The organism is Proteus sp. G2300, from assembly GCF_009915965.1.
GTDB lineage: Bacteria > Pseudomonadota > Gammaproteobacteria > Enterobacterales > Enterobacteriaceae > Proteus > Proteus vulgaris.
In genome coordinates this window covers 209,735-229,486 of record NZ_JAABNK010000014.1, presented here as the reverse complement: position 1 = coordinate 229,486, position 19,752 = coordinate 209,735, and the positions used below count along the sequence as shown (strand labels likewise).

Genomic DNA, 19,752 nt, shown 5'->3' with positions numbered 1-19,752 from the left:
CAAGTTACGTTTATTTCTTTGCCACTTCGATTATTACATTCGCTACACGTTCTGTGGCATCCGTAATCGCAACACTTTTTGCTTTTTCTGCCATTGCTAACAATGTTTCTCTATCCCACTGTTTCAGGGTTTCAGCAATGACTTCAGGAGTTAAATCTTTTTGTTCGATAATTCGCGCTGCACCTGCTTTTTCTAACGGCAGTGCATTCCAATACTGTTGCCTATCTTTGTGCTGAAAGGGAACAAAAATAGCGGGTAATCCTGCTGCGGCAATTTCACTGACCGTTAATGCACCTGAACGGCATACGACAACATCAGCCCATTGGTAAGCTTGCGCTATATCATCAATAAATTCAGTAACTTTATATTCAGATTTAACTGAATTTTTAGCTAATTCGTTCTGATAGCGTGTTTTTGTATCACTTTCGCTACCTTTTCCTGCTTGATGCCAGATTGTAACATGCTCACCAAGCAAACCTGCGACCACGGGCAAGGTATGATTTAAAATTCGCGCGCCTTGACTACCGCCAATAATCAACACACGAATAGGGCCACGTCTCTCTTTTAATCGTACCGATGGCGTTTCAAGCGCTAATACATCTTTACGGACCGGATTTCCAACCACAGGCGCTTTAGGAAATGCCCCCGGAAAAGCCTGTAAAACACGTTTAGCCATTTTGGATAACCAACGGTTTGTTAATCCAGCAATCCCATTTTGTTCATGTAAAATAACAGGAATACCACACATCCAAGCAGCAACTCCACCTGGGCCGGAAACATACCCCCCCATACCAAGTACAGCATCAGGTTGATAGCGTTTCATAATGGCTCGTGCCTGAAAAATAGCTTTAATAATACGAATCGGCGCGACTATTAATGCTTTAATACCTTTACCACGTAAGCCAGAGATGCGAATAAATTCAATTTCAATACCGTGTTTGGGTACTAAATTAGCTTCCATTCTATCCGCCGTTCCTAACCATCGGATTTCCCAACCTTGGGATTGTAGATAATGAGCAACAGCGAGCCCGGGGAATACATGTCCCCCTGTGCCACCGGCCATTACCATTAAACGGCGTCTACGCTCGCTCATTTCGGGCTCCTTACAAACGCCTGAGCTTGTGCTAGACGTGTTTCATAATCTATTCGTAATAACATCACGATGGCCGTTGACATAATAATCAAGCTTGAACCACCATAACTAATAAGAGGAAGAGTTAATCCCTTCGTTGGCAACATACCTGCTGCTGCACCTACATTGACCAATGACTGGAATGTAAACCAGATCCCGATTGAGCACGCTAAAAAGCCTGAAAAACGTTGATCAAGTATCAATGCGCGTCGCCCAATTTGCATCGCGCGAAAAGCGATGAAGAATACCATTAAAAGCACTAAAACCACACCGATATAACCAAGTTCTTCTGCCAAAATAGAGAAAATAAAGTCGGTATGTGCTTCTGGTAAATATTCCAGTTTTTGTACTGAGTTTCCTAACCCTTGTCCAAGCAAATCGCCTCGACCAAATGCCATCAAAGATTGCGTTAACTGGTAACCACTACCAAATGGATCTTCCCAAGGCTCTAAGAAAGAAGTAATACGACGAACACGATAAGGTTCAACGATGATCAACATAACCACTGCAGCAATACCAGAACCGATAATCGCTAAGAACTGCCAAATTTTAGCGCCCGCCAAAAATAAAAGTGCTAATGTAGTAACAAATAAAACAACCACAGTACCTAAGTCTGGTTGCAATAACAGTAAAACTGCCAGGACTAACATAACGCCCATCGGCTTACAGAAACCCCAAAAGTTATTTCTGACTTCATCAACTTTTCGAACTAAATAGCTAGATAGATAACAAAATAGAGCTAGCTTTGATAATTCAGCCGGTTGGAAGTTTAATGGCCCGACAGCAATCCAACGTGAAGCACCATTAACAGAACTCCCGACCCCCAATACCAACAATAAAAGTATTATCGAACCGAAAAGCATTAAACTGCTATAACGTTGCCAAATTGCCATTGGAATACGCATAGTGACTAATGCTATACAAAATGCGACAACAATATAGATGCCATCACGCTTAGCGAATAAGAAAGGATCTTCTGCAAGGCGTTGACCAACAGGCATTGAGGCTGACGTCACCATCACAAAGCCGATAACCGCTAATCCGAAAGTAAACCAGAGCAAAGTGCGATCATACGGCACAAACGCCGTATTCTCAGTTTGATAACTGCCCACTAGCCACTGTTTTAGTCTTCGCATTGCGAATATGCTCATTAGCCAAGCTCCCGCGCTAAGCGCGCAAATTCATCACCGCGTTGTTCAAAACATTTAAACTGATCTAAGCTTGCGCAAGCAGGTGAAAGCAACACCATATCCCCTGATTTGACAGTAGGCGCTAATGCCCGCATTGCCTCTTCCATTGTGACCGTTAATAAAGAGACTTCCGGTCGTAAACGGGCTAATGCTTGTCCGTCTTGCCCAAAGCAATAGAGGCGAATATTGTCGCCACTAATATATGGCAATAAGGCAGTAAAATCGGCTGATTTACCATCACCACCTAATAAAAGGTGCAATGTACCTTCGACGTCTAATCCACGTAAGGCAGCTTCTGTGCTACCGACGTTAGTTGCTTTAGAATCATTTATCCAACGCACATTTTGATGTGAATAAACCAATTGAAAACGGTGAGCTAGACCATGATAGTTTTTCAGCACTTCCAAGCCCGCTTTACGAGAGATCCCCACAGCGTCAGCAAGTGCTAATGCAGCAAGTCCATTGGTATAATTATGCTGTCCAGAAAGATACATTTCGGACGTTGAAAGGATTTTTTCACCTTTTACTTTTAAGATGCGTTCTGTGTTATCAAGCTGATAATCGCCCTGTCCTACGCCAAAGCTAACACAACGCTCATTTTTACCCGCTAAAGGTAATGTAAGTCTGTCATCTTCGTTATAAACGCAAATGTTGGCATTATCATAGATACGTAATTTCGCTTCGCGGTATTGTTCCAATCCTAATGGATAGCGATTCATATGATCTTCGCTAATATTTAAGACTGTTGCCGCAGCTGCTTTTAAGCTATACGTGGTTTCTAGTTGGAAACTTGATAGTTCTAAGACATAAAGATCATAAGGCTCAGTTAGCAAAGTTAGAGCAGGAACACCAATATTCCCCCCAACACCAACGCGAATACCCTCCGCTTTTGCCATTTCACCCACAAGCATTGTGACTGTGCTTTTACCATTAGAGCCTGTGATAGCCACAATAGGTGCTTGGGCTTCGCGGCAAAACAGCTCAATATCCCCCACAATTTCGACACCATGACTTGCTGCTTCAACGAGCTCGGGTGTCGAAAGGGCAATACCAGGACTTGAAACAATTAAATCCGCATCGTTAAGCCATACTTGGTGAAAACTGCCTGTATGATATTCAACATCAACAGGAAGCTTATCTAAACCTCCTGGTTTTTGGCGCGTATCAATCACTTTAGGTGTAACACCTTGACGGATAAAAAAGTCAACACAGGAAAGACCTGTTATTCCAAGTCCAACAATAACGACTTTTTTCCCCTGATAATTTGCCATCTTAACGCACCTTTAACGTCGCCAGACCAATAAGCACTAACATCAGTGAAATAATCCAGAAACGGACAATAACACGAGGTTCAGGCCAGCCTTTTAATTCATAATGGTGATGAATTGGAGCCATACGAAAAATACGTTGACCACGTAATTTAAATGAACCAACTTGCAAAATAACGGAGAGTGTTTCAACAACAAACACACCCCCCATAATCACTAATAAAAACTCTTGGCGTAATAACACAGCAATAGTGCCTAACGCGCCACCTAATGCGAGAGAACCAACATCTCCCATAAAGACTTGTGCTGGGTAAGTATTAAACCAAAGGAAACCTAAACCAGCTCCCACTATCGCAGTACAGACAATGACTAACTCACCCGCATGCATTAAATAAGGAATTTTCAAGTAGCTTGCAAAATTAACGTTACCTGTTGCCCATGCAACTAAAGCAAAACCGGCCGCCACAAAGACAGTTGGCATAATGGCTAGACCGTCCAAACCATCCGTTAAGTTAACAGCGTTACTGGTTCCCACAATCACAAAATACGCCAATAAAATATAAAGCATGCCTAATTGAGGCATAACATCTTTAAAGAATGGAACAACTAGCTGTGTTGCAGATGTATCTTTACCAATGGCATACATACTAAAGGCAACCACTAACGCCAGTACGGATTGCCAGAAATATTTCCAGCGTGCGATTAAACCACGCGTATCTTTACGCACAACTTTGCGATAATCATCAACAAAGCCGATAACACCATAACCAATTAAAACCAGCAACACGCACCAAACATAAGGGTTATCTAATCTTGCCCAAAGTAGCGTGGAGATAGAGATAGAGAACAGGATCATAATCCCGCCCATTGTCGGTGTGCCACGTTTACTAAAATGAGACTCAGGCCCTTCACTACGAACCACTTGTCCAATTTGCATTCTTTGTAACCAAGCGATGAGATGAGGTCCCATCCACAAAGCAATAATTAAAGCCGTCAATAAACCAACAATCGCCCTGAATGTCAGATAAGAAAACACATTAAAAAATGTATGGTATTTAACCAAATATTCGGCTAGCCAAACTAACATTCAAAGCACTCCTTTAATGCGTTCACGATATCTTCCATCGCGGAGCTTCGTGAACCTTTTACTAAAACTGAAACAACATCATGCTGCTGTAATAATGGAATCAATTGAGCAAGTAAGTCGGCTTTAAATGTAAAATGCTGACCACCTTGGTTTTCATCACTAATAAAGTGGCTATGCTCCCCTACGGTAAAAACACAATCAATCCCTGCATTGTGTGCAAAACGCCCTACATCACGGTGACATTTTTCTGAATCTTTACCTAACTCAGCCATATCTCCCGCAACAAAAATCTTATATCCCGGCAATTGTGATAAAACTTGTAAGCCCGCGATCATCGAACCATCGTTCGCATTATAGGTATCATCTAACACCATTTTTCCTGTGGTTAACGCCACAGGATACAATCTTCCCGGTACTGCTTTTAATGTCGATAAACCAAGGCGAATTGTATCAAGCGTTGCGCCTGCTGAAAGAGCTAACGCACTAGCAGCTAAAGCATTGGCAATATTATGACGTCCAGGCAATGGGAGTGTGACTTCAACACAGCCTTCTGGTGTATGTAGGGTAAAGTTAGTGGCGAATTGCTTAACAACAATATCAGTGGGATAAAAATCAGCGTTGCTTTGCGCAGATAAAGAGAACGACCATTGCGTTTGACGCGCATTTAGATGGTGTTGCCATAGAGGTAAGTCATTACTATCAAGATTAATAATGGCTGTACCTTGCTCTTTTAAATGAGTAAAAATTTCACCTTTCGCTTGAGCTATGCCTTCAAGTGAACCGAAACCTTCAATATGTGCAGAAAAGAGATTATTTACCAAGGCACTATCTGGTTTAACCATATCCACGGTATAGGCAATTTCACCAATATGGTTAGCACCTAGCTCGATAACAGCAAAACGATGCTCTGGCGTTAAACGAAACAGTGTTAAAGGTACACCAATATCATTATTTAAATTACCGTAGGTATATAAAGTTTCACCGCAATGACGCAAAATTGAAGCCGTCATTTCTTTGACGGACGTTTTTCCTGAAGATCCTGTCAATGCTACGATTTTTGCATTGCTTAGTGAACGAATATGAGTGGCAATCGCCCCCATTGCTAGACGAGTATCTTTCACAATGATTTGTGGGCAATCAATATCAATTTCACGATTAACCAATACAGCAACAGCGCCCTTTTCTTTGACATCAGCAATAAAGTCATGCGCATCAAAACGCTCACCTGCCAATGCAATAAAGAGGCAATATTCATCTATATTGCGACTATCCGTCGAAATTGACTTAATCGTTAATTGATTCGCTTGGCTTTGAGCCATGTGGCTCAATTTACCATCAGTGACTTGTACAATGGCTTCTAGGGATAAAGGGATCATGCAATCACCCCCAATAACCGTGCAACGGTTAGTCTATCTGAATAGTCAAGGCGACGTGAACCAACTAACTGGTAATCTTCATGTCCTTTACCTGCGACTAAAATCATATCATTCGCGTCGGCTTGCATAATTACGTTAGTCACTGCTTCAGCACGACCTTCAATAGCAATTGCACGGCCGGGATCCATTAGACCAGAAAGAATATCTTGAATAATAGCTTGTGGCTCTTCACTACGCGGATTGTCATCAGTGATAACAACTTTATCAGCCAATTCTTCTGCAACCGCTCCCATTAGTGGGCGCTTACCTTTATCTCGATCACCCCCACACCCAAACACACACCACAATTTACCGCTACAGTGTAAGCGAGTAGCTTGAAGTGCTTTTTCTAGCGCATCAGGGGTATGAGCATAATCAACAATAACGGTAGGGCGATTATCAGCACTAAATACTTCCATTCGCCCACAAACAGGAGTAAGTGCTGATGACGCGTTAATCACGGCATCTAGTGGATATTCCAAAACCAACAATGTTGCTAAAGCACATAAAAGGTTACTGACATTAAATGCCCCAATTAATGGACTTTCAATTTCCCCTTCCCCCCAGCTTGAACTAAAGCGAATGGTTGCCCCCTCATCGTGGTAATTAATGTTTGTTGTTTTAACAAAGCGACCTTGCCAATTTGCTGGCAATTTATTGTCCATTGTCACTGCAACAGCATCTGGCACACGTGATAACCATTTTTGACCAACGGTATCATCAGCATTAATGATTTTTTCACCACTATGGTGTGTAGAGAAAAGTAACCATTTTGCCTCTTCATAATTTGCCATATCACCATGATAATCGAGATGGTCACGGCTTAAATTAGTAAATACGCTCGCCACAAAAGGTAAAGCACTAACGCGACCTTGTACTAAGCCATGAGAAGAGACTTCCATCGCGGTTAATGTCGCGCCTTGATTGAATAGTTGTTGTAACTCTAATTGAATATCAACTGCCGAGCCCGTGGTGTTCATAGCTGGAACAACGTGACCTAACAGTCCGTTACCGACTGTTCCCATCACAGCACTGGTTTCGCCTAATCCTTGAGCCCACTGCGCTAACAATTGTGTTGTTGTCGTTTTTCCGTTAGTCCCAGTAACACCTATTAATTTTAATTTTTCAGCGGGTTGATGATAGAAATGACCTGCTAATCTTGATAACTCTGCATTAAGATTATCAATGTAAACAACAGGAACGCCGTGGCTTTCACGAATTTCCCCATGCGTTGCAACACCTTGTGCCTCCGCTAATACCGCTGAAACACCTTGAGCAATAGCTTGAGGAATATAGCGTCTACCATCAGTTTCATGACCTTTAATGGCGATAAAAAGATCACCGCTTGCCGCTTTTCGGCTATCGAGTGTCATGTCTTTGAGCATCAATGACGGTGCTTGTATCCCGAGTGCCCCTAATAGGTCACTTAAGTTAGGATCGGCCACTTGTATCCTCTTCTTTTTTAATTACAAATTCATTTTTATCGTCTGGCATCAATGCATCAGGTTCTACGTTCATCGTTCGTAAAACTGCGCCCATAATTGTGCCAAACACCGGTGCAGATACTGCGCCCCCGTAATATTTACCCGCTTTAGGTTCGTTGATTATCACAACCAACGCAAAACGTGGACGACTCGCAGGCGCAACACCCGCAGCATAAGAGATATATTGATTGATATATTTTCCGTCTGGCCCTACTTTTTTCGCCGTACCCGTTTTAATCGCAATACGATAACCTTTAATAGCCGCACTTACGCCACCGCCACCAGGCAATGCAACACTTTCCATCATATGTACGACAGTTTTCATCACAGGCTCAGGGAATACGCGTGTTCCCGGTACAGGAGGGTCAACTTTCGTAATTGAGAGCGGACGATAAATACCAAAACTACCAATCGTTGCGTAGACACGCGCTAATTGTAACGGCGTTACCATAAGCCCATATCCGAATGAGAAGGTGGCCCTTTCAAGATCGGACCACCGTTGTTTTTTTATTGGAAATATGCCACTACTTTCACCAACTAGCCCCAAGTTAGTTGGCTTCCCGAATCCAAAGCGTGAATAAACATCCACAAGTTCAGATGCAGGCATCGCTAACGCCAGTCTTGAAACACCAACGTTACTCGATTTCTGTAATATTCCTGTTATCGACAGCTCATTATATCGCCCAACATCTTTGATTTGATGCCCGTTAAGTCGATAAGGAACAGTATTAATAACACTATTTTCTTCAATAATATGATTGTTAAGTGCACTCATCACAACCATCGGTTTTACTGTAGAACCTGGCTCAAAAATATCGGTAATAGCGCGATTACGCATCGCATCTTTAGGCGTACCCGTTAAATTATTTGGGTTATAAGATGGGCTATTTGCCATCGCCAAAACTTCGCCTGTATTCACGTCAACTAAAACGGCTGTCCCAGATTCGGCTTTATTCTTGATAACGGCATTGGTTAATTCACGATAAACCACGGATTGCAGGCGCTCATCAATACTTAACATCAAGTTATGGGCAGCTTGACTATCCGTTTGAGCGATATTTTCAATGACACGGTTGAAACCATCTTTACGAACGACTCGCTCGCCAGGAGCCCCTGTCAGCCATTGATTAAAGCTTTTTTCAACACCTTCAATACCATCACCATCAATATTCGTTACACCAATTATGTGAGCAGTAACTTCACCTGATGGATAATAACGTTTCGATTCTTGACGCATGTTAATCCCTGTAATTTTTAATTTACTGATGTAATCGCTAATTTCAGGGTTAACTTGACGGGCAAGATAGATAAAACGAGCAGAAGGCGCTGCGACAATTTTCTGTTCAATTTGATTCACGGAGATTTTTAGTGCATCAGCGAGGGCTAACCAACGTGAGTCGGTCATATCAGGGTTAGCATCTAGTACAACTTTAGGATCCGCCCAAATGGCATACACAGGAACACTGACTGCAAGAGGCCTACCCATTCTATCGCTGATCATCCCCCTTGCTGTTGGGACTTTTTGCACACGTAGAGAACGCATATCCCCTTCACGAATAAGAGGATCTGGATTAATAATTTGTAAATAAGCAACACGGATTAATAGCGCGACTAAAGCGATACCAATACCAGTACAAAGCAACGCAAAACGCCAACTCACAAACCCTGTTTTTTCCTCAGGTTTGCGTAGTTTGGCATTTGACTTTGTCTTTGCTTTCGCTTTTGCCGAACGTGAAAATTTCATACTTACCTTATTTATTTAGTAACCACGATGTTCTCTTTTGTTGGATCAACATGAATCATTCCCAAACTATCACTTGAAAAACGTTCTACTCGGCTATGATCAGCCAGTGCATTTTCTTCAAGAATGAGGTTACGCCATTCTATATCCAATACATTTTTTTCTAGCACTAAGCGCTCTTTCTCTGCTGTCAATAAACGCGTCTTATGTGCTGTCGTCACGACATACACCGCAGAAATAATCACAGCAATCAGTAAACATACAGGTAATTTGCTATGACGCAGTAAATCCTGCCATATAACTCCTGGTAGTGTGTGTCGTTCTGTAGACATTTATTCCTCAATACGTTGCGCGACACGTAATACAGAGCTTCGTGCTCGTGGATTTTCTTCCACTTCTATACCTGTCGGTTTCATCTTGTGAATACTCGATAAGCGAGCACTTCCTAACTCTTTTATCTGAGCTTCTGTGAGTGGGATCCCCGCTGGAATCACAGGCCCTTTGCTCTCATCACGAATAAATCGTTTTACTAATCGGTCTTCTAACGAATGGAAGCTAATCACCGATAAGCGCCCTTCTGGCGCTAAAACTGAAACGGCACCTTTTAATGCTTTTTCAATTTCATCCAATTCGCTGTTGATATAGATTCGAATTGCTTGAAAACTTCGTGTTGCTGGATGCTTATGGCGTTCTTTTACAGGGCTTGCTTCACTAATTAAATCAGCCAATTGCTTAGTTCGAGTCAACGGCTCTTCTGTTTTATTACGAGCAACAATGGCGCGAGCAATACGTTTAGCAAAACGCTCTTCACCAAATGTTTTCAATACCCAAGTAATGTCATCTTCTGCTGCTGTCATTAGCCATTGTGCTGCTGATTGGCCCGATGTTGGGTCCATCCGCATATCAAGAGGCCCGTCACGCATAAAAGAGAAACCACGTTCAGGATCATCCAGTTGAGGAGAAGACACTCCTAGATCCAGTAAAACACCATCAACTTTCCCCACTAAACCTAACTCATTGACATACTGTTCAATATTTGAAAAAGGCCCATGAACAATAGAAAATCGTGCATCATCTATTTCTTTAGCAACTGCAATAGCTTGTGGATCTCTGTCTATCGCTATCAAGCGACCTTTCTCACCTAATTGCGATAAAATTAAACGGGAGTGGCCTCCGCGACCAAATGTTCCGTCGATATAGATACCTGAAGATTTAATGTTCAGGCCATTCACTGCTTCATCCAGTAATACACTGGTATGACTAAAATTATTTGTTGTCATTATTTAAAGTGATAAGTCCAATAGTCGTGTCGATAACGGTTCCTGTGAGGTTTGCTCGGCAACAATGTCTTTTTCAATCTGGTTATACCAGACCTGTTCATCCCACAATTCAAATTTATTGAATTGACCGACTAACATGACCTCTTTGGTTAGCCCGGCATGCTGTCTTAGCGTGCTAGCTAACAAAAGACGTCCTGCACTATCCATTTGGCATTCGCTGGCATGTCCTAATAACAAACGTTGAACTCGACGCTCAGACGGGTTCATGGAAGACAAAGCGGCCAATTTTAATTCAATCTTTTCCCATTCAGGCAGTGTATAAAGCAATAAACACGGCTGATTGAGATCAATGGTACAAACCATTTGACCTTCAGAAATCTCACTCAGCGTTGTTCGATAACGGGAAGGAACTGTTATTCGCCCTTTGCTGTCAAGATTAACGAGTGTTGCTCCACGAAACATCCTCATTACCCCCAGCGTTATAATTTACACCACATTATCCCACAAATCCCCACAAATAGAGTTTACGGATGGTATGAAAACGTTGTCAAGCCAGATATAGGAAGCTTTATTTATATTTACAGTAATTTGATAGGCGTACCGAAATGTTTAAATTATCGACAAAGAGGAAAAGAGAAATATTAACATCATGATTAATAGAGGTTATTTTTCAATTTCTATTTTTAGTTACGAAAAGTAATTATTTATAACGATTACAAGGAAGAAAAACAGATAAAGAAATCATAATGAGTAAATAATAATTTTAATGATAAAAAACTAATTTATTGCAGTTCATTTACCTTTAGCCAACATAATAATTTGGGGGTACTTTTATATAAATAAAAGCTGAACAATCTAAAAAAAACAATTCAATATCATGAAGATAATTATTTGTTTTCTTCTTATCCCTCCAAAAATAAAATTACTTACTTATTAAATTTAAGCAATATCACTTATGGGTAAGTCAAAATTTAATCTATTCACTTAATGAAATAAGAGAAATAGTAAAAAAAGGCTTAAGATTAATCTCAAATTTAATATTCTCTAAGCTATTCGACATTCTTAAATCAAATAAAGCATCCCTGTTTTAATTTAATAAAACAGGGATGAGTATAAATGCAGATAATGGCCAACTAAGGGATATCAATTAACGCGCTCGCCCCAAACTACCACGACGACATAAGTCACGACGAATACGCGTAATACCTGCTTGTGGCTTTTGCTCTTCTTCAAGACTAGCAAGAACAAGTTCTAATACACGCTCTGCAATATCTCGATGTCGTTGAGCAACAGATAAAACAGGACATTCAAGGAAATCCAATAGTTCATGATCACCAAAAGTCGCAATAACCAATTGTGTTGGTAAACGGCCACTTCGTTGTAATGTCACATCCATAACTCCTTGCAACAAAGCAAAAGAAGTCGTGAATAATGCATCAGGCATTGGATTGTTGTTTAGCCATTCAGAAAAAGCAGCCGCGGCAGCTTCTCGTTCATAACTATTTGCATACAAGTAGGTTACTTCACGAGGATCATCTTTCCAAACCTGACGAAAACCTTGTTCACGTAAAAAACTCACGGAAAGTTCAGGAAGAGCCCCTAAGTAGAGTACAGATTGCGAAGGAAAAGCATTTAGTTCAGTTGCCAACATTTTAGCATCTTCTAAGTCATCACCGACAACGCTGATGAAATGCTCACTTTCTAATGCCCTATCTAGCGCAATAATCGGTAACGAACGATTAGCCCAACGCTGGTAAAAAGGGTGTTCAGGTGGTAATGCTGTTGAAACAATAATAGCATCAACTTGGCGTTGTAATAAATGCTCAACACAACGAATTTCGTTGTCAGGTTGGTCTTCTGAACACGCAATCAGCAACTGATAACCGCGTTGGCGTGCTTGTCGTTCAAGGTAATTTGCGATCCTGGTATAACTGGTGTTTTCCAAATCAGGAATAACCAAACCAATAGAACGCGTACGACCAGCACGTAATCCCGCGGCAACAGCGTTCGGGTGGTAATTATGCTCTCTGACCACCGCCATCACTTTTTCAACAGTCTTGTCACTTACACGGTACTGTTTCGCCTTACCATTAATGACATAACTTGCCGTTGTTCGTGAAACACCAGCCAAGCGGGCGATTTCATCCAGTTTCACATTAGCCTCTTTTAATTATTAAATGTGTTATTTATTACATATTGCTATGAATTTCAGTCATTATGCTGATCTGATTTTGCATTTTAACACAATTTACTGATAAAACCGTATGCGTCAACGTTTCCGTTTATGTCTTTTATCAATTATTTCAATCATCATTATCTATCAGCCAACGATTTTACAAGAAAAAAGCACCTCTACGGTGCTTTTTTATCACTTAAATTTAATCTTGATACATCAATTCGATTTCATTTCGATAGCGTTCTGAAATAATTTTACGACGAAGTTTTAATGTTGGTGTTAATTCACCAGATTCCATTGAAAAACCTTCAGGAAGTAATGTAAAGCGCTTCACTTGATGAAAACTTGAAAAGTTTTTTTGCATTTCACGTAAACGTTCATCAAACAGCTCTTTAATTTTGGTATGACGCAATAATTCGATACGATCTTGGTATTTTAGATTTAATGCACGAGCGTGCTCTTCTAGTGCATCAAAACAAGGCACAATGAGCGCTGAAACAAACTTACGCGTATCAGCAATCACCGCAATATGCTCAATAAAACGGTCTTGTCCTAAAGTACCTTCAATCATTTGTGGCGCTATATATTTACCATTCGACGTTTTCATTAAGTCTTTTAAACGTTCAGTAATAAATAGTACACCATCACTATCAAGTGCGCCGGCATCACCGGTACGTAACCAACCATCTTCTGTAAAAGCTGCGGCCGTATCTTCTGGCTTATTGAAATACCCTTTCATCACAATGCTGCCACGGACTTGGATTTCATTTTCAGCCCCAATCCGTACCTCAACACCAGGTAATGGTGTGCCAATAGAGCCTAACTTATACGTATTTTCTTCCCAGCATGAAACCGTGGCACAGGTTTCTGTCATGCCATAACCGTATTTAATATTAATGCCCGTTGCTAAAAAGAAACGAATAACCGTATCATCTAAACGTGCACCTGCCGCGGGTAAAAAGCGAACACGTCCACCTAAAATTTGACGTAATGGTTTTAAAATCTTCTTATCAGCAAAGCGATAACATAAGCGAGAAATAAAACCAAGCTTGCGCTGACTAAGCTGTGCTTCGCGCTGCTTCTCACCCTGTTTGATTGCCCATTTAAAGATAAATTGGCGCAACATTGAAGCCTGAGACACTTTGTCTTGAATTGCGCTATACACTTTTTCATAGAAACGCGGAACAGCACACATCACGGTAGGCTTAACGGTACTCATTGCTTCTCTAACAGCATGTGTATCCGTTAAATACACATTAACAGCCCCCGTGTGCATAACATAGAAGCTCCACGCACGTTCAAAAACATGAGAAAGTGGTAAGAAGCATAATGAAACGTCTTCATCTGATAACGAAAGGCGTTCGTCATGGAGATAGAGTTGAGATGCAAGGCTCGTATAATCGAGCATTACACCTTTAGGTTCGCCAGTTGTTCCTGATGTATAAATCAAGGTAAACAGATCGTCTAAGTTACATTCATGAATACGTTGTGCTAACACGTCATCATGCTGATATTGTGTATTATTTATTAAACTATCGAGGTAACATGAAGGTGTATTTGCGTTTAATACAACATCAGAATTAAACACAATAATATGTTCAAGTTGAGGACATAACGCTAATAATGCAGAAGCGATATCGTATTGTTTTTGGTCACCAACAAAAAGAATGCGAATATTTGCATCATTTAAAATATAAGCGGCTTGTTCAACACTGCTTGTAGCATAAAGAGGAACCGTTACCGCACGCAATTGCAAAGAAGCAATATCAGCCAAAGACCAATCAATGGTATTTTGAGAAAAGATCCCAATATTTTCTTGAACACTCACACCCATTTCTAATAATGCATTTGAGAGCGCGCGTGTTTTCTTTTCAACCTCTTCCCATGACATTTCGATATTGTGCTTAACATCCCACTGACGATAAGCAATATTATTCCCGCGGTGTAAAAACTGCATTTGCAATCTTCTAATTATATGATAATCATGAAGATTATTATTAGTTATCATAATTTTCCTGCTATTTATGGAAAAGCGACCGTGTTATGAAACTGAAATGGGTAAAACACGCCACTTACAATTTCAGCTTACACATGTTCGCTGACTCGAATAAAAGTCTAAGTGATCCACCAAAATAAAGGAATTCAATTTTACATAAATTTGTAAAATTGTGAGTTATGAAAAGTTTTGTCAAAAGACGCTATCTCACAAAAGTAAGAAAACGAGATCTTAAGATCTTATTTTTTATGAAAGGAAAAAAGGAAAAGCTGATAAATAACAATAAGTAATTGTTACAACTTAATCAGTGATAATATAAAGAAGCATAGGTTCTTGTAAAAAACAGGTTTAACGTAGTAATAATACGAATAAGAGTTATTATGACAAATAAAGGGCAAAAATAGTGACAGCAATCCAATTTTAAATGCTATCTTGGTCATTAGCCGAATGGCTAACGTTATCTGCCACTATTTCTGCATAATTAGTAATAAATACTAATTATGAGCGAAAACACTCTAGTTTTGGCAAACTTCACTTAATAAGTTTTTCATCCATAAGTGGCCTTTATCACGTGCTGTTGACTCATGCCAAATTAAGTAACATGGACGTTCTGTTTTTTCCCAAGGTAATGACACTGCTTTAATATCTAATTGCTCAGAGTAATACTCAACTAACCATCTTGGTGCAATAGCAACCAAATAAGTTTTAGAGACAATATTTAATACGCTATTTAAATCGGTTCCCTGATAAGTGATTAAATCTTCTAAATGAGTATCTTTATAATAAGGTGTGCTAAATGAACCAATATCATCTAAAGAAACAATTGAGTGTTGCTCATTTAATAACATATCTTGAGTGACACTCTCTTTAATACGAGGATGTTTATTTGAAACCACTAAAACAACTTCATCATTAAATAAAGGCTGAGAATGAAACTCTGTTCTTTCAAATTCTTTATAATTAATAAAGAATTCGACTTCTTGATATTTTAACTGGTGTTCTATATTGCTATTTAAATAAGATTTAATATTAACATTAATATTAGGTGTTTTGTTTTTAATTTGTTCAACTATTTTGGGTGCTAATTTTATATCTAGAGGGCTACAAATAGATAAATTAAATATACGTTCACTTTGCTCGGGTTCAAATCCAGCACCAGGAAGTTCATTATGAACCAATTGTAAAGCTTGTCTTACTGGGCCAAAAAGTTGTTTAGCTCTTAATGTTGGTTGAATACCACGTCCATAACGGACAAATAATTCATCATTAAACATAACTTTAAGTCGAGAAACAGCATTACTTACTGCGGGTTGTGACATACCTAGCACCTGTGCGGCACGGGTAACATTTTGCATTTGCATGACAGCATCAAATACCGTTAATAAATTGAGATCAACATTACGTAAATGCATATCTGTTGATTCTCTGTTGGTAACTGTTGCTGATGTGTAATCCGTCATTTCTTACTCCACTATGTTATCATAATAACTAAATAAATATTATTAACTAAAATATTATTAATAATAGATATGTTTTAACTATTACTTTAACTATTTATTAAAATTTATTATTCATCATCCATGCATATAACTAAACATATAAGTTTCATATCAATAAAAAAACATACTTCATATAAAAAGTTTAAATTGATATCGAAATTAAATGTATAGAAAATGATTATATCAATATATATTACAACCTGTTTTACCTTCTGCCTTGCAAATAATAAAACAAAGTATGATAAAAATCATAATAAAATAATGTACTTTCATTCCTAAAATAGGCAATCAATAGTGATTATCTTTTATAATACAATGATTTTTATTCTTACATTCAAAACGTTGCTCACATTCCTCTTCTCCTCTTTCTCTTACCTTTCTTTTTTTCTGACTTGCTTAGTTGGTGAAAAAAAAAGCAAACAATTGTTTAATTTTGTATTTCACTCCTTTTTAAACCATGCACGGAACATTAACCCAATCAATGATTCACCGATAGTCATAATCATTAGTAAAAATTTAGATATTAGTCAGAATCACTATGAAAAACTTATAAATAATCAGGTCAAATGATTTAATAAATTCCAACACTTGACATCTTTATTGGTATTAGGTATCAATAAATAAAGATTATTGAGAACTTATCTAGGGATGTTTCATGCTGAACGCAATTTTACTATCAAGCCTACTACTACTCGCAACGTTTATGCGCGGTCGGCTTATGGGTAAAAAGTGAAACACACCTGCCCTTAGAGAGAAAACCCGCGCTAGTCGCGGGTTTTTTTATACCTGGGAGAGCGCAAACACTAAATAAAAAGAGAAGGAACAAATTATGAGCAACAACGTGATTATTTTTGATACCACATTGAGAGATGGTGAACAAGCGTTACAAGCAAGCTTAAGTGTGAAAGAAAAATTACAAATTGCTTATGCCTTAGAGCGTTTAGGTGTGGATATCATTGAAGCTGGTTTCCCTGTTTCTTCTCCGGGCGATTTTGAATCGGTGCAAACTATTGCACGTGAAATCAAAAACAGCCGTATTTGTGCATTAGCACGCTGCGTTGATAACGATATTGATGTTGCCGCAGAATCTTTAAAAATCGCAGACGCTTTTCGTATTCATGTTTTTTTGGCAACGTCAGCATTACATGCTGAACATAAATTAAAAAAATCATTTGAAGACATTATTGACATGGGGGTAAGTTCAATAAAGCGTGCCCGTCGTTATACTGATGATGTAGAGTTTTCTTGTGAAGATGCAGGTCGTACTCATATTGATAATTTATGTCGAATCGTTGAAAGCGCAATAAATGCGGGTGCAACCACAATTAATATCCCAGATACGGTGGGATATACGACACCTTATCAATTCGGTGGCATTATCACGAATTTGTTTGAGCGTGTACCCAATATTGATAAAGCCATTATCTCTGTTCATTGCCATGACGATTTAGGTATGGCGGTTGCTAACTCTATTACCGCAGTACAAGCAGGAGCAAGACAAGTAGAAGGCACGATTAATGGTTTAGGCGAACGCGCGGGCAACTGTGCATTAGAAGAAGTTATTATGGCGATAAAGGTGCGTGAACAGATGATGAATGTTCAAACACGCATTAATCACAAAGAAATTTATCGAACCAGCCAATTAGTAAGCCAATTATGTAATACACCCATTCATGCGAATAAATCAGTTGTTGGCTCCAATGCATTCGCACATTCCTCTGGTATTCACCAAGATGGTGTACTGAAAAACCGCGAAACCTACGAAATTATGACTCCGGAATCTATCGGATTAAAAGAAGTACAATTGAATTTAACTTCGCGTTCTGGCCGAGCGGCTGTCAAACATCGTATGGAGGAAATGGGATATCGCGAACAAGATTATAACTTGGATAATTTATATGCGGCCTTTTTACGTTTGGCCGATAAAAAAGGCCAAGTCTTTGATTATGATTTAGAAGCGCTAGCGTTTATTGGTCAGCAACAACAAGAACCTGATGAGTTTGTTATGAACTATTTTAATACACAGTCAGGCTCATCAACCGTTGCCACCGCAAGCGTTAGTATTACTCATGGCAATAAAGAAATTACCGAAGCGGCAACAGGTAACGGCCCCGTAGATGCCGTATATCAAGCAATATCCCGAGCAACAGGTTACCCATTAAAGTTAGTGACTTACCAATTAACGGCTAAGGGTGAAGGTCGAGATGCTTTAGGACAAGTTGATATTGTCGTTGAATATCAAGGACGTAAATTTCATGGGATGGGCTTAGAAACGGACATTGTCGGCTCATCCGCCAACGCCATGATCCACGTTATCAATAGCATTTGGCGCTCAGAGCAAGTCGAAATAGAAAAACGCAAACAACATACAACACAAGAAGCGGTTTAATTATGTCAAAAAATTATCATATTGCAGTATTACCCGGAGATGGTATTGGCCCTGAAGTCATGGCCCAAGCACAAAAAGTAATGATGGCGGTAAGTGAACGTTTCTCACTTAATATCACCACAAAAGAATACGATATCGGTGGTATTGCCATCGATAATCATGGCACCCCCTTACCAACAAATACCTTAGCCGGTTGCGAGCAAGCCGATGCTATTTTATTTGGCTCTGTCGGTGGCCCTAAATGGGAGCATTTGCCCGCAAATGAGCAACCTGAACGTGGCGCGCTATTACCTTTGCGTAAACATTTTAAATTGTTCTGTAATTTACGCCCAGCTCGTTTATATGAAGGTTTAGAAGCTTATTGCCCATTACGTGCTGACATTGCACAACGTGGCTTCGATATTTTATGTGTTCGCGAATTAACTGGCGGTATCTATTTTGGTCAACCTAAAGGCCGTGAAGGTGAAGGTGCTCAAGAGCGCGCTTTTGATACTGAAGTTTATCATCGTTATGAAATCGAACGTATTGCCCGTTTTGCGTTTGAATCAGCGCGTAAACGTCGCCATAAAGTGACCTCAATTGATAAAGCGAACGTTTTACAAAGCTCTATTTTATGGCGTGAGGTCGTAACAGGCATTGCCAAAGAATACCCAGATGTTGAAATTCAGCATATGTATATCGATAACGCAACAATGCAGTTAATTAAAGATCCCTCTCAGTTTGATGTATTACTGTGCTCCAATATTTTTGGCGATATTTTATCTGATGAATGCGCCATGATCACCGGTTCAATGGGGATGTTGCCATCCGCAAGCGTTAATGAAAAACGCTTTGGCTTATATGAGCCAGCCGGTGGTTCAGCACCAGATATTGCAGGTAAAAATATTGCTAATCCTATTGCACAAATTTTGTCTGCTGCGTTATTACTGCGTTACAGCTTTAATGAAGACAAAGCGGCCCAAGCCATTGAAGATGCTATCACTCAAGTATTAGCAGAAGGCCATCGTACCGCAGACTTAGCTGGAGATGGTAACGCAATCACAACCGCCGAGATGGGTGATCGTATCGCACAATATATTCGTGAAGGGGCATAAT

The 19,752-nt window shown here is 39.7% G+C and carries 15 protein-coding genes; 2 read left to right on the top strand and 13 right to left on the bottom strand.

What is annotated here, in order from left to right:
* Positions 1 to 10 precede the first annotated feature (10 nt).
* The 13 genes from murG to leuO all read right to left on the bottom strand — a co-directional run bounded on the left by murG (position 11) and on the right by leuO (position 16,229).
* A complete protein-coding gene (gene murG / locus GWI97_RS08780) occupies positions 11 to 1,093 on the bottom strand; it encodes an undecaprenyldiphospho-muramoylpentapeptide beta-N-acetylglucosaminyltransferase (RefSeq protein ID WP_036934976.1) in 1,083 nt (360 codons plus the stop codon).
* Positions 1,090 to 2,283 carry a cell division protein FtsW gene (gene ftsW, locus GWI97_RS08775; protein WP_036934977.1) on the bottom strand — a complete coding sequence of 398 codons (1,194 nt, stop codon included), beginning with the start codon at positions 2,281 to 2,283 and terminating at the stop codon, positions 1,090 to 1,092. The genes murG and ftsW overlap by 4 nt, the downstream gene beginning before the upstream one ends.
* Positions 2,283 to 3,593, bottom strand: coding sequence for a UDP-N-acetylmuramoyl-L-alanine--D-glutamate ligase (murD, locus tag GWI97_RS08770; RefSeq protein ID WP_087803195.1), 1,311 nt, complete (start codon positions 3,591 to 3,593; stop codon positions 2,283 to 2,285). Before murD ends, ftsW begins: the two co-directional genes overlap by 1 nt.
* Before the next feature lies 1 nt (position 3,594).
* Positions 3,595 to 4,677: a phospho-N-acetylmuramoyl-pentapeptide-transferase gene (gene mraY, locus GWI97_RS08765; protein ID WP_036934981.1), complete on the bottom strand. Its 1,083-nt coding sequence runs from the start codon at positions 4,675 to 4,677 to the stop codon at positions 3,595 to 3,597.
* Positions 4,671 to 6,053 carry a UDP-N-acetylmuramoyl-tripeptide--D-alanyl-D-alanine ligase gene (murF, locus tag GWI97_RS08760; RefSeq protein ID WP_123822349.1) on the bottom strand — a complete coding sequence of 461 codons (1,383 nt, stop codon included), beginning with the start codon at positions 6,051 to 6,053 and terminating at the stop codon, positions 4,671 to 4,673. Before murF ends, mraY begins: the two co-directional genes overlap by 7 nt.
* Positions 6,050 to 7,537, bottom strand: a complete 1,488-nt coding sequence (gene murE / locus GWI97_RS08755; protein WP_036934984.1) for a UDP-N-acetylmuramoyl-L-alanyl-D-glutamate--2,6-diaminopimelate ligase — start codon at positions 7,535 to 7,537, stop codon at positions 6,050 to 6,052. Before murE ends, murF begins: the two co-directional genes overlap by 4 nt.
* Positions 7,524 to 9,320 (bottom strand): peptidoglycan glycosyltransferase FtsI, encoded by a 1,797-nt coding sequence (ftsI, locus tag GWI97_RS08750; protein ID WP_036934985.1) that lies wholly within the window; start codon positions 9,318 to 9,320, stop codon positions 7,524 to 7,526. The genes murE and ftsI overlap by 14 nt, the downstream gene beginning before the upstream one ends.
* A gap of 11 nt (positions 9,321 to 9,331) precedes the next feature.
* A complete protein-coding gene (gene ftsL, locus GWI97_RS08745; RefSeq protein ID WP_036934986.1) occupies positions 9,332 to 9,649 on the bottom strand; it encodes a cell division protein FtsL in 318 nt (105 codons plus the stop codon).
* On the bottom strand, positions 9,650 to 10,597 hold the full coding sequence (rsmH, locus tag GWI97_RS08740) for a 16S rRNA (cytosine(1402)-N(4))-methyltransferase RsmH (RefSeq protein WP_123822350.1): 948 nt from the start codon (positions 10,595 to 10,597) through the stop codon (positions 9,650 to 9,652).
* Between the two features lie 3 nt (positions 10,598 to 10,600).
* Positions 10,601 to 11,059, bottom strand: a complete 459-nt coding sequence (gene mraZ, locus GWI97_RS08735) for a division/cell wall cluster transcriptional repressor MraZ (RefSeq protein ID WP_036934989.1) — start codon at positions 11,057 to 11,059, stop codon at positions 10,601 to 10,603.
* Positions 11,060 to 11,744: 685 nt separating this feature from the next.
* Complete coding sequence (cra, locus tag GWI97_RS08730; RefSeq protein ID WP_036934990.1) at positions 11,745 to 12,752, bottom strand: catabolite repressor/activator; 1,008 nt, start codon at positions 12,750 to 12,752, stop codon at positions 11,745 to 11,747.
* Positions 12,753 to 12,975: 223 nt separating this feature from the next.
* Positions 12,976 to 14,781: an AMP-dependent synthetase/ligase gene (locus GWI97_RS08725; RefSeq protein ID WP_036934991.1), complete on the bottom strand. Its 1,806-nt coding sequence runs from the start codon at positions 14,779 to 14,781 to the stop codon at positions 12,976 to 12,978.
* A 503-nt stretch (positions 14,782 to 15,284) separates the two neighbouring features.
* Positions 15,285 to 16,229 carry a transcriptional regulator LeuO gene (gene leuO, locus GWI97_RS08720; protein WP_087803191.1) on the bottom strand — a complete coding sequence of 315 codons (945 nt, stop codon included), beginning with the start codon at positions 16,227 to 16,229 and terminating at the stop codon, positions 15,285 to 15,287.
* Between the two features lie 868 nt (positions 16,230 to 17,097).
* Here leuO and leuA point away from each other — a divergent pair.
* Both leuA and leuB read left to right on the top strand, forming a co-directional pair.
* Entirely contained in the window at positions 17,098 to 18,657 is a 1,560-nt protein-coding gene (gene leuA, locus GWI97_RS08715) for a 2-isopropylmalate synthase (RefSeq protein ID WP_036934994.1), read from the top strand.
* A gap of 2 nt (positions 18,658 to 18,659) precedes the next feature.
* A complete protein-coding gene (gene leuB, locus GWI97_RS08710; protein ID WP_036934995.1) occupies positions 18,660 to 19,751 on the top strand; it encodes a 3-isopropylmalate dehydrogenase in 1,092 nt (363 codons plus the stop codon).
* Position 19,752: the final 1 nt, after the last annotated feature.

What these genes read in the sequence shown, in the direction of transcription:
- ftsW (WP_036934977.1), bottom strand. Translation starts at nt 2,283, where the DNA reads ATGAGCATATTCGCAATGCGAAGACTAAAACAGTGGCTAGTGGGCAGT.
- mraY (WP_036934981.1), bottom strand. Translation starts at nt 4,677, where the DNA reads ATGTTAGTTTGGCTAGCCGAATATTTGGTTAAATACCATACATTTTTT.
- rsmH (WP_123822350.1), bottom strand. Translation starts at nt 10,597, where the DNA reads ATGACAACAAATAATTTTAGTCATACCAGTGTATTACTGGATGAAGCA.
- GWI97_RS08725 (WP_036934991.1), bottom strand. Translation starts at nt 14,781, where the DNA reads ATGATAACTAATAATAATCTTCATGATTATCATATAATTAGAAGATTG.
- ftsI (WP_036934985.1), bottom strand. Translation starts at nt 9,320, where the DNA reads ATGAAATTTTCACGTTCGGCAAAAGCGAAAGCAAAGACAAAGTCAAAT.
- leuB (WP_036934995.1), top strand. Translation starts at nt 18,660, where the DNA reads ATGTCAAAAAATTATCATATTGCAGTATTACCCGGAGATGGTATTGGC.
- ftsL (WP_036934986.1), bottom strand. Translation starts at nt 9,649, where the DNA reads ATGTCTACAGAACGACACACACTACCAGGAGTTATATGGCAGGATTTA.
- murG (WP_036934976.1), bottom strand. Translation starts at nt 1,093, where the DNA reads ATGAGCGAGCGTAGACGCCGTTTAATGGTAATGGCCGGTGGCACAGGG.
- leuO (WP_087803191.1), bottom strand. Translation starts at nt 16,229, where the DNA reads ATGACGGATTACACATCAGCAACAGTTACCAACAGAGAATCAACAGAT.
- murF (WP_123822349.1), bottom strand. Translation starts at nt 6,053, where the DNA reads ATGATCCCTTTATCCCTAGAAGCCATTGTACAAGTCACTGATGGTAAA.
- mraZ (WP_036934989.1), bottom strand. Translation starts at nt 11,059, where the DNA reads ATGTTTCGTGGAGCAACACTCGTTAATCTTGACAGCAAAGGGCGAATA.
- leuA (WP_036934994.1), top strand. Translation starts at nt 17,098, where the DNA reads ATGAGCAACAACGTGATTATTTTTGATACCACATTGAGAGATGGTGAA.
- murD (WP_087803195.1), bottom strand. Translation starts at nt 3,593, where the DNA reads ATGGCAAATTATCAGGGGAAAAAAGTCGTTATTGTTGGACTTGGAATA.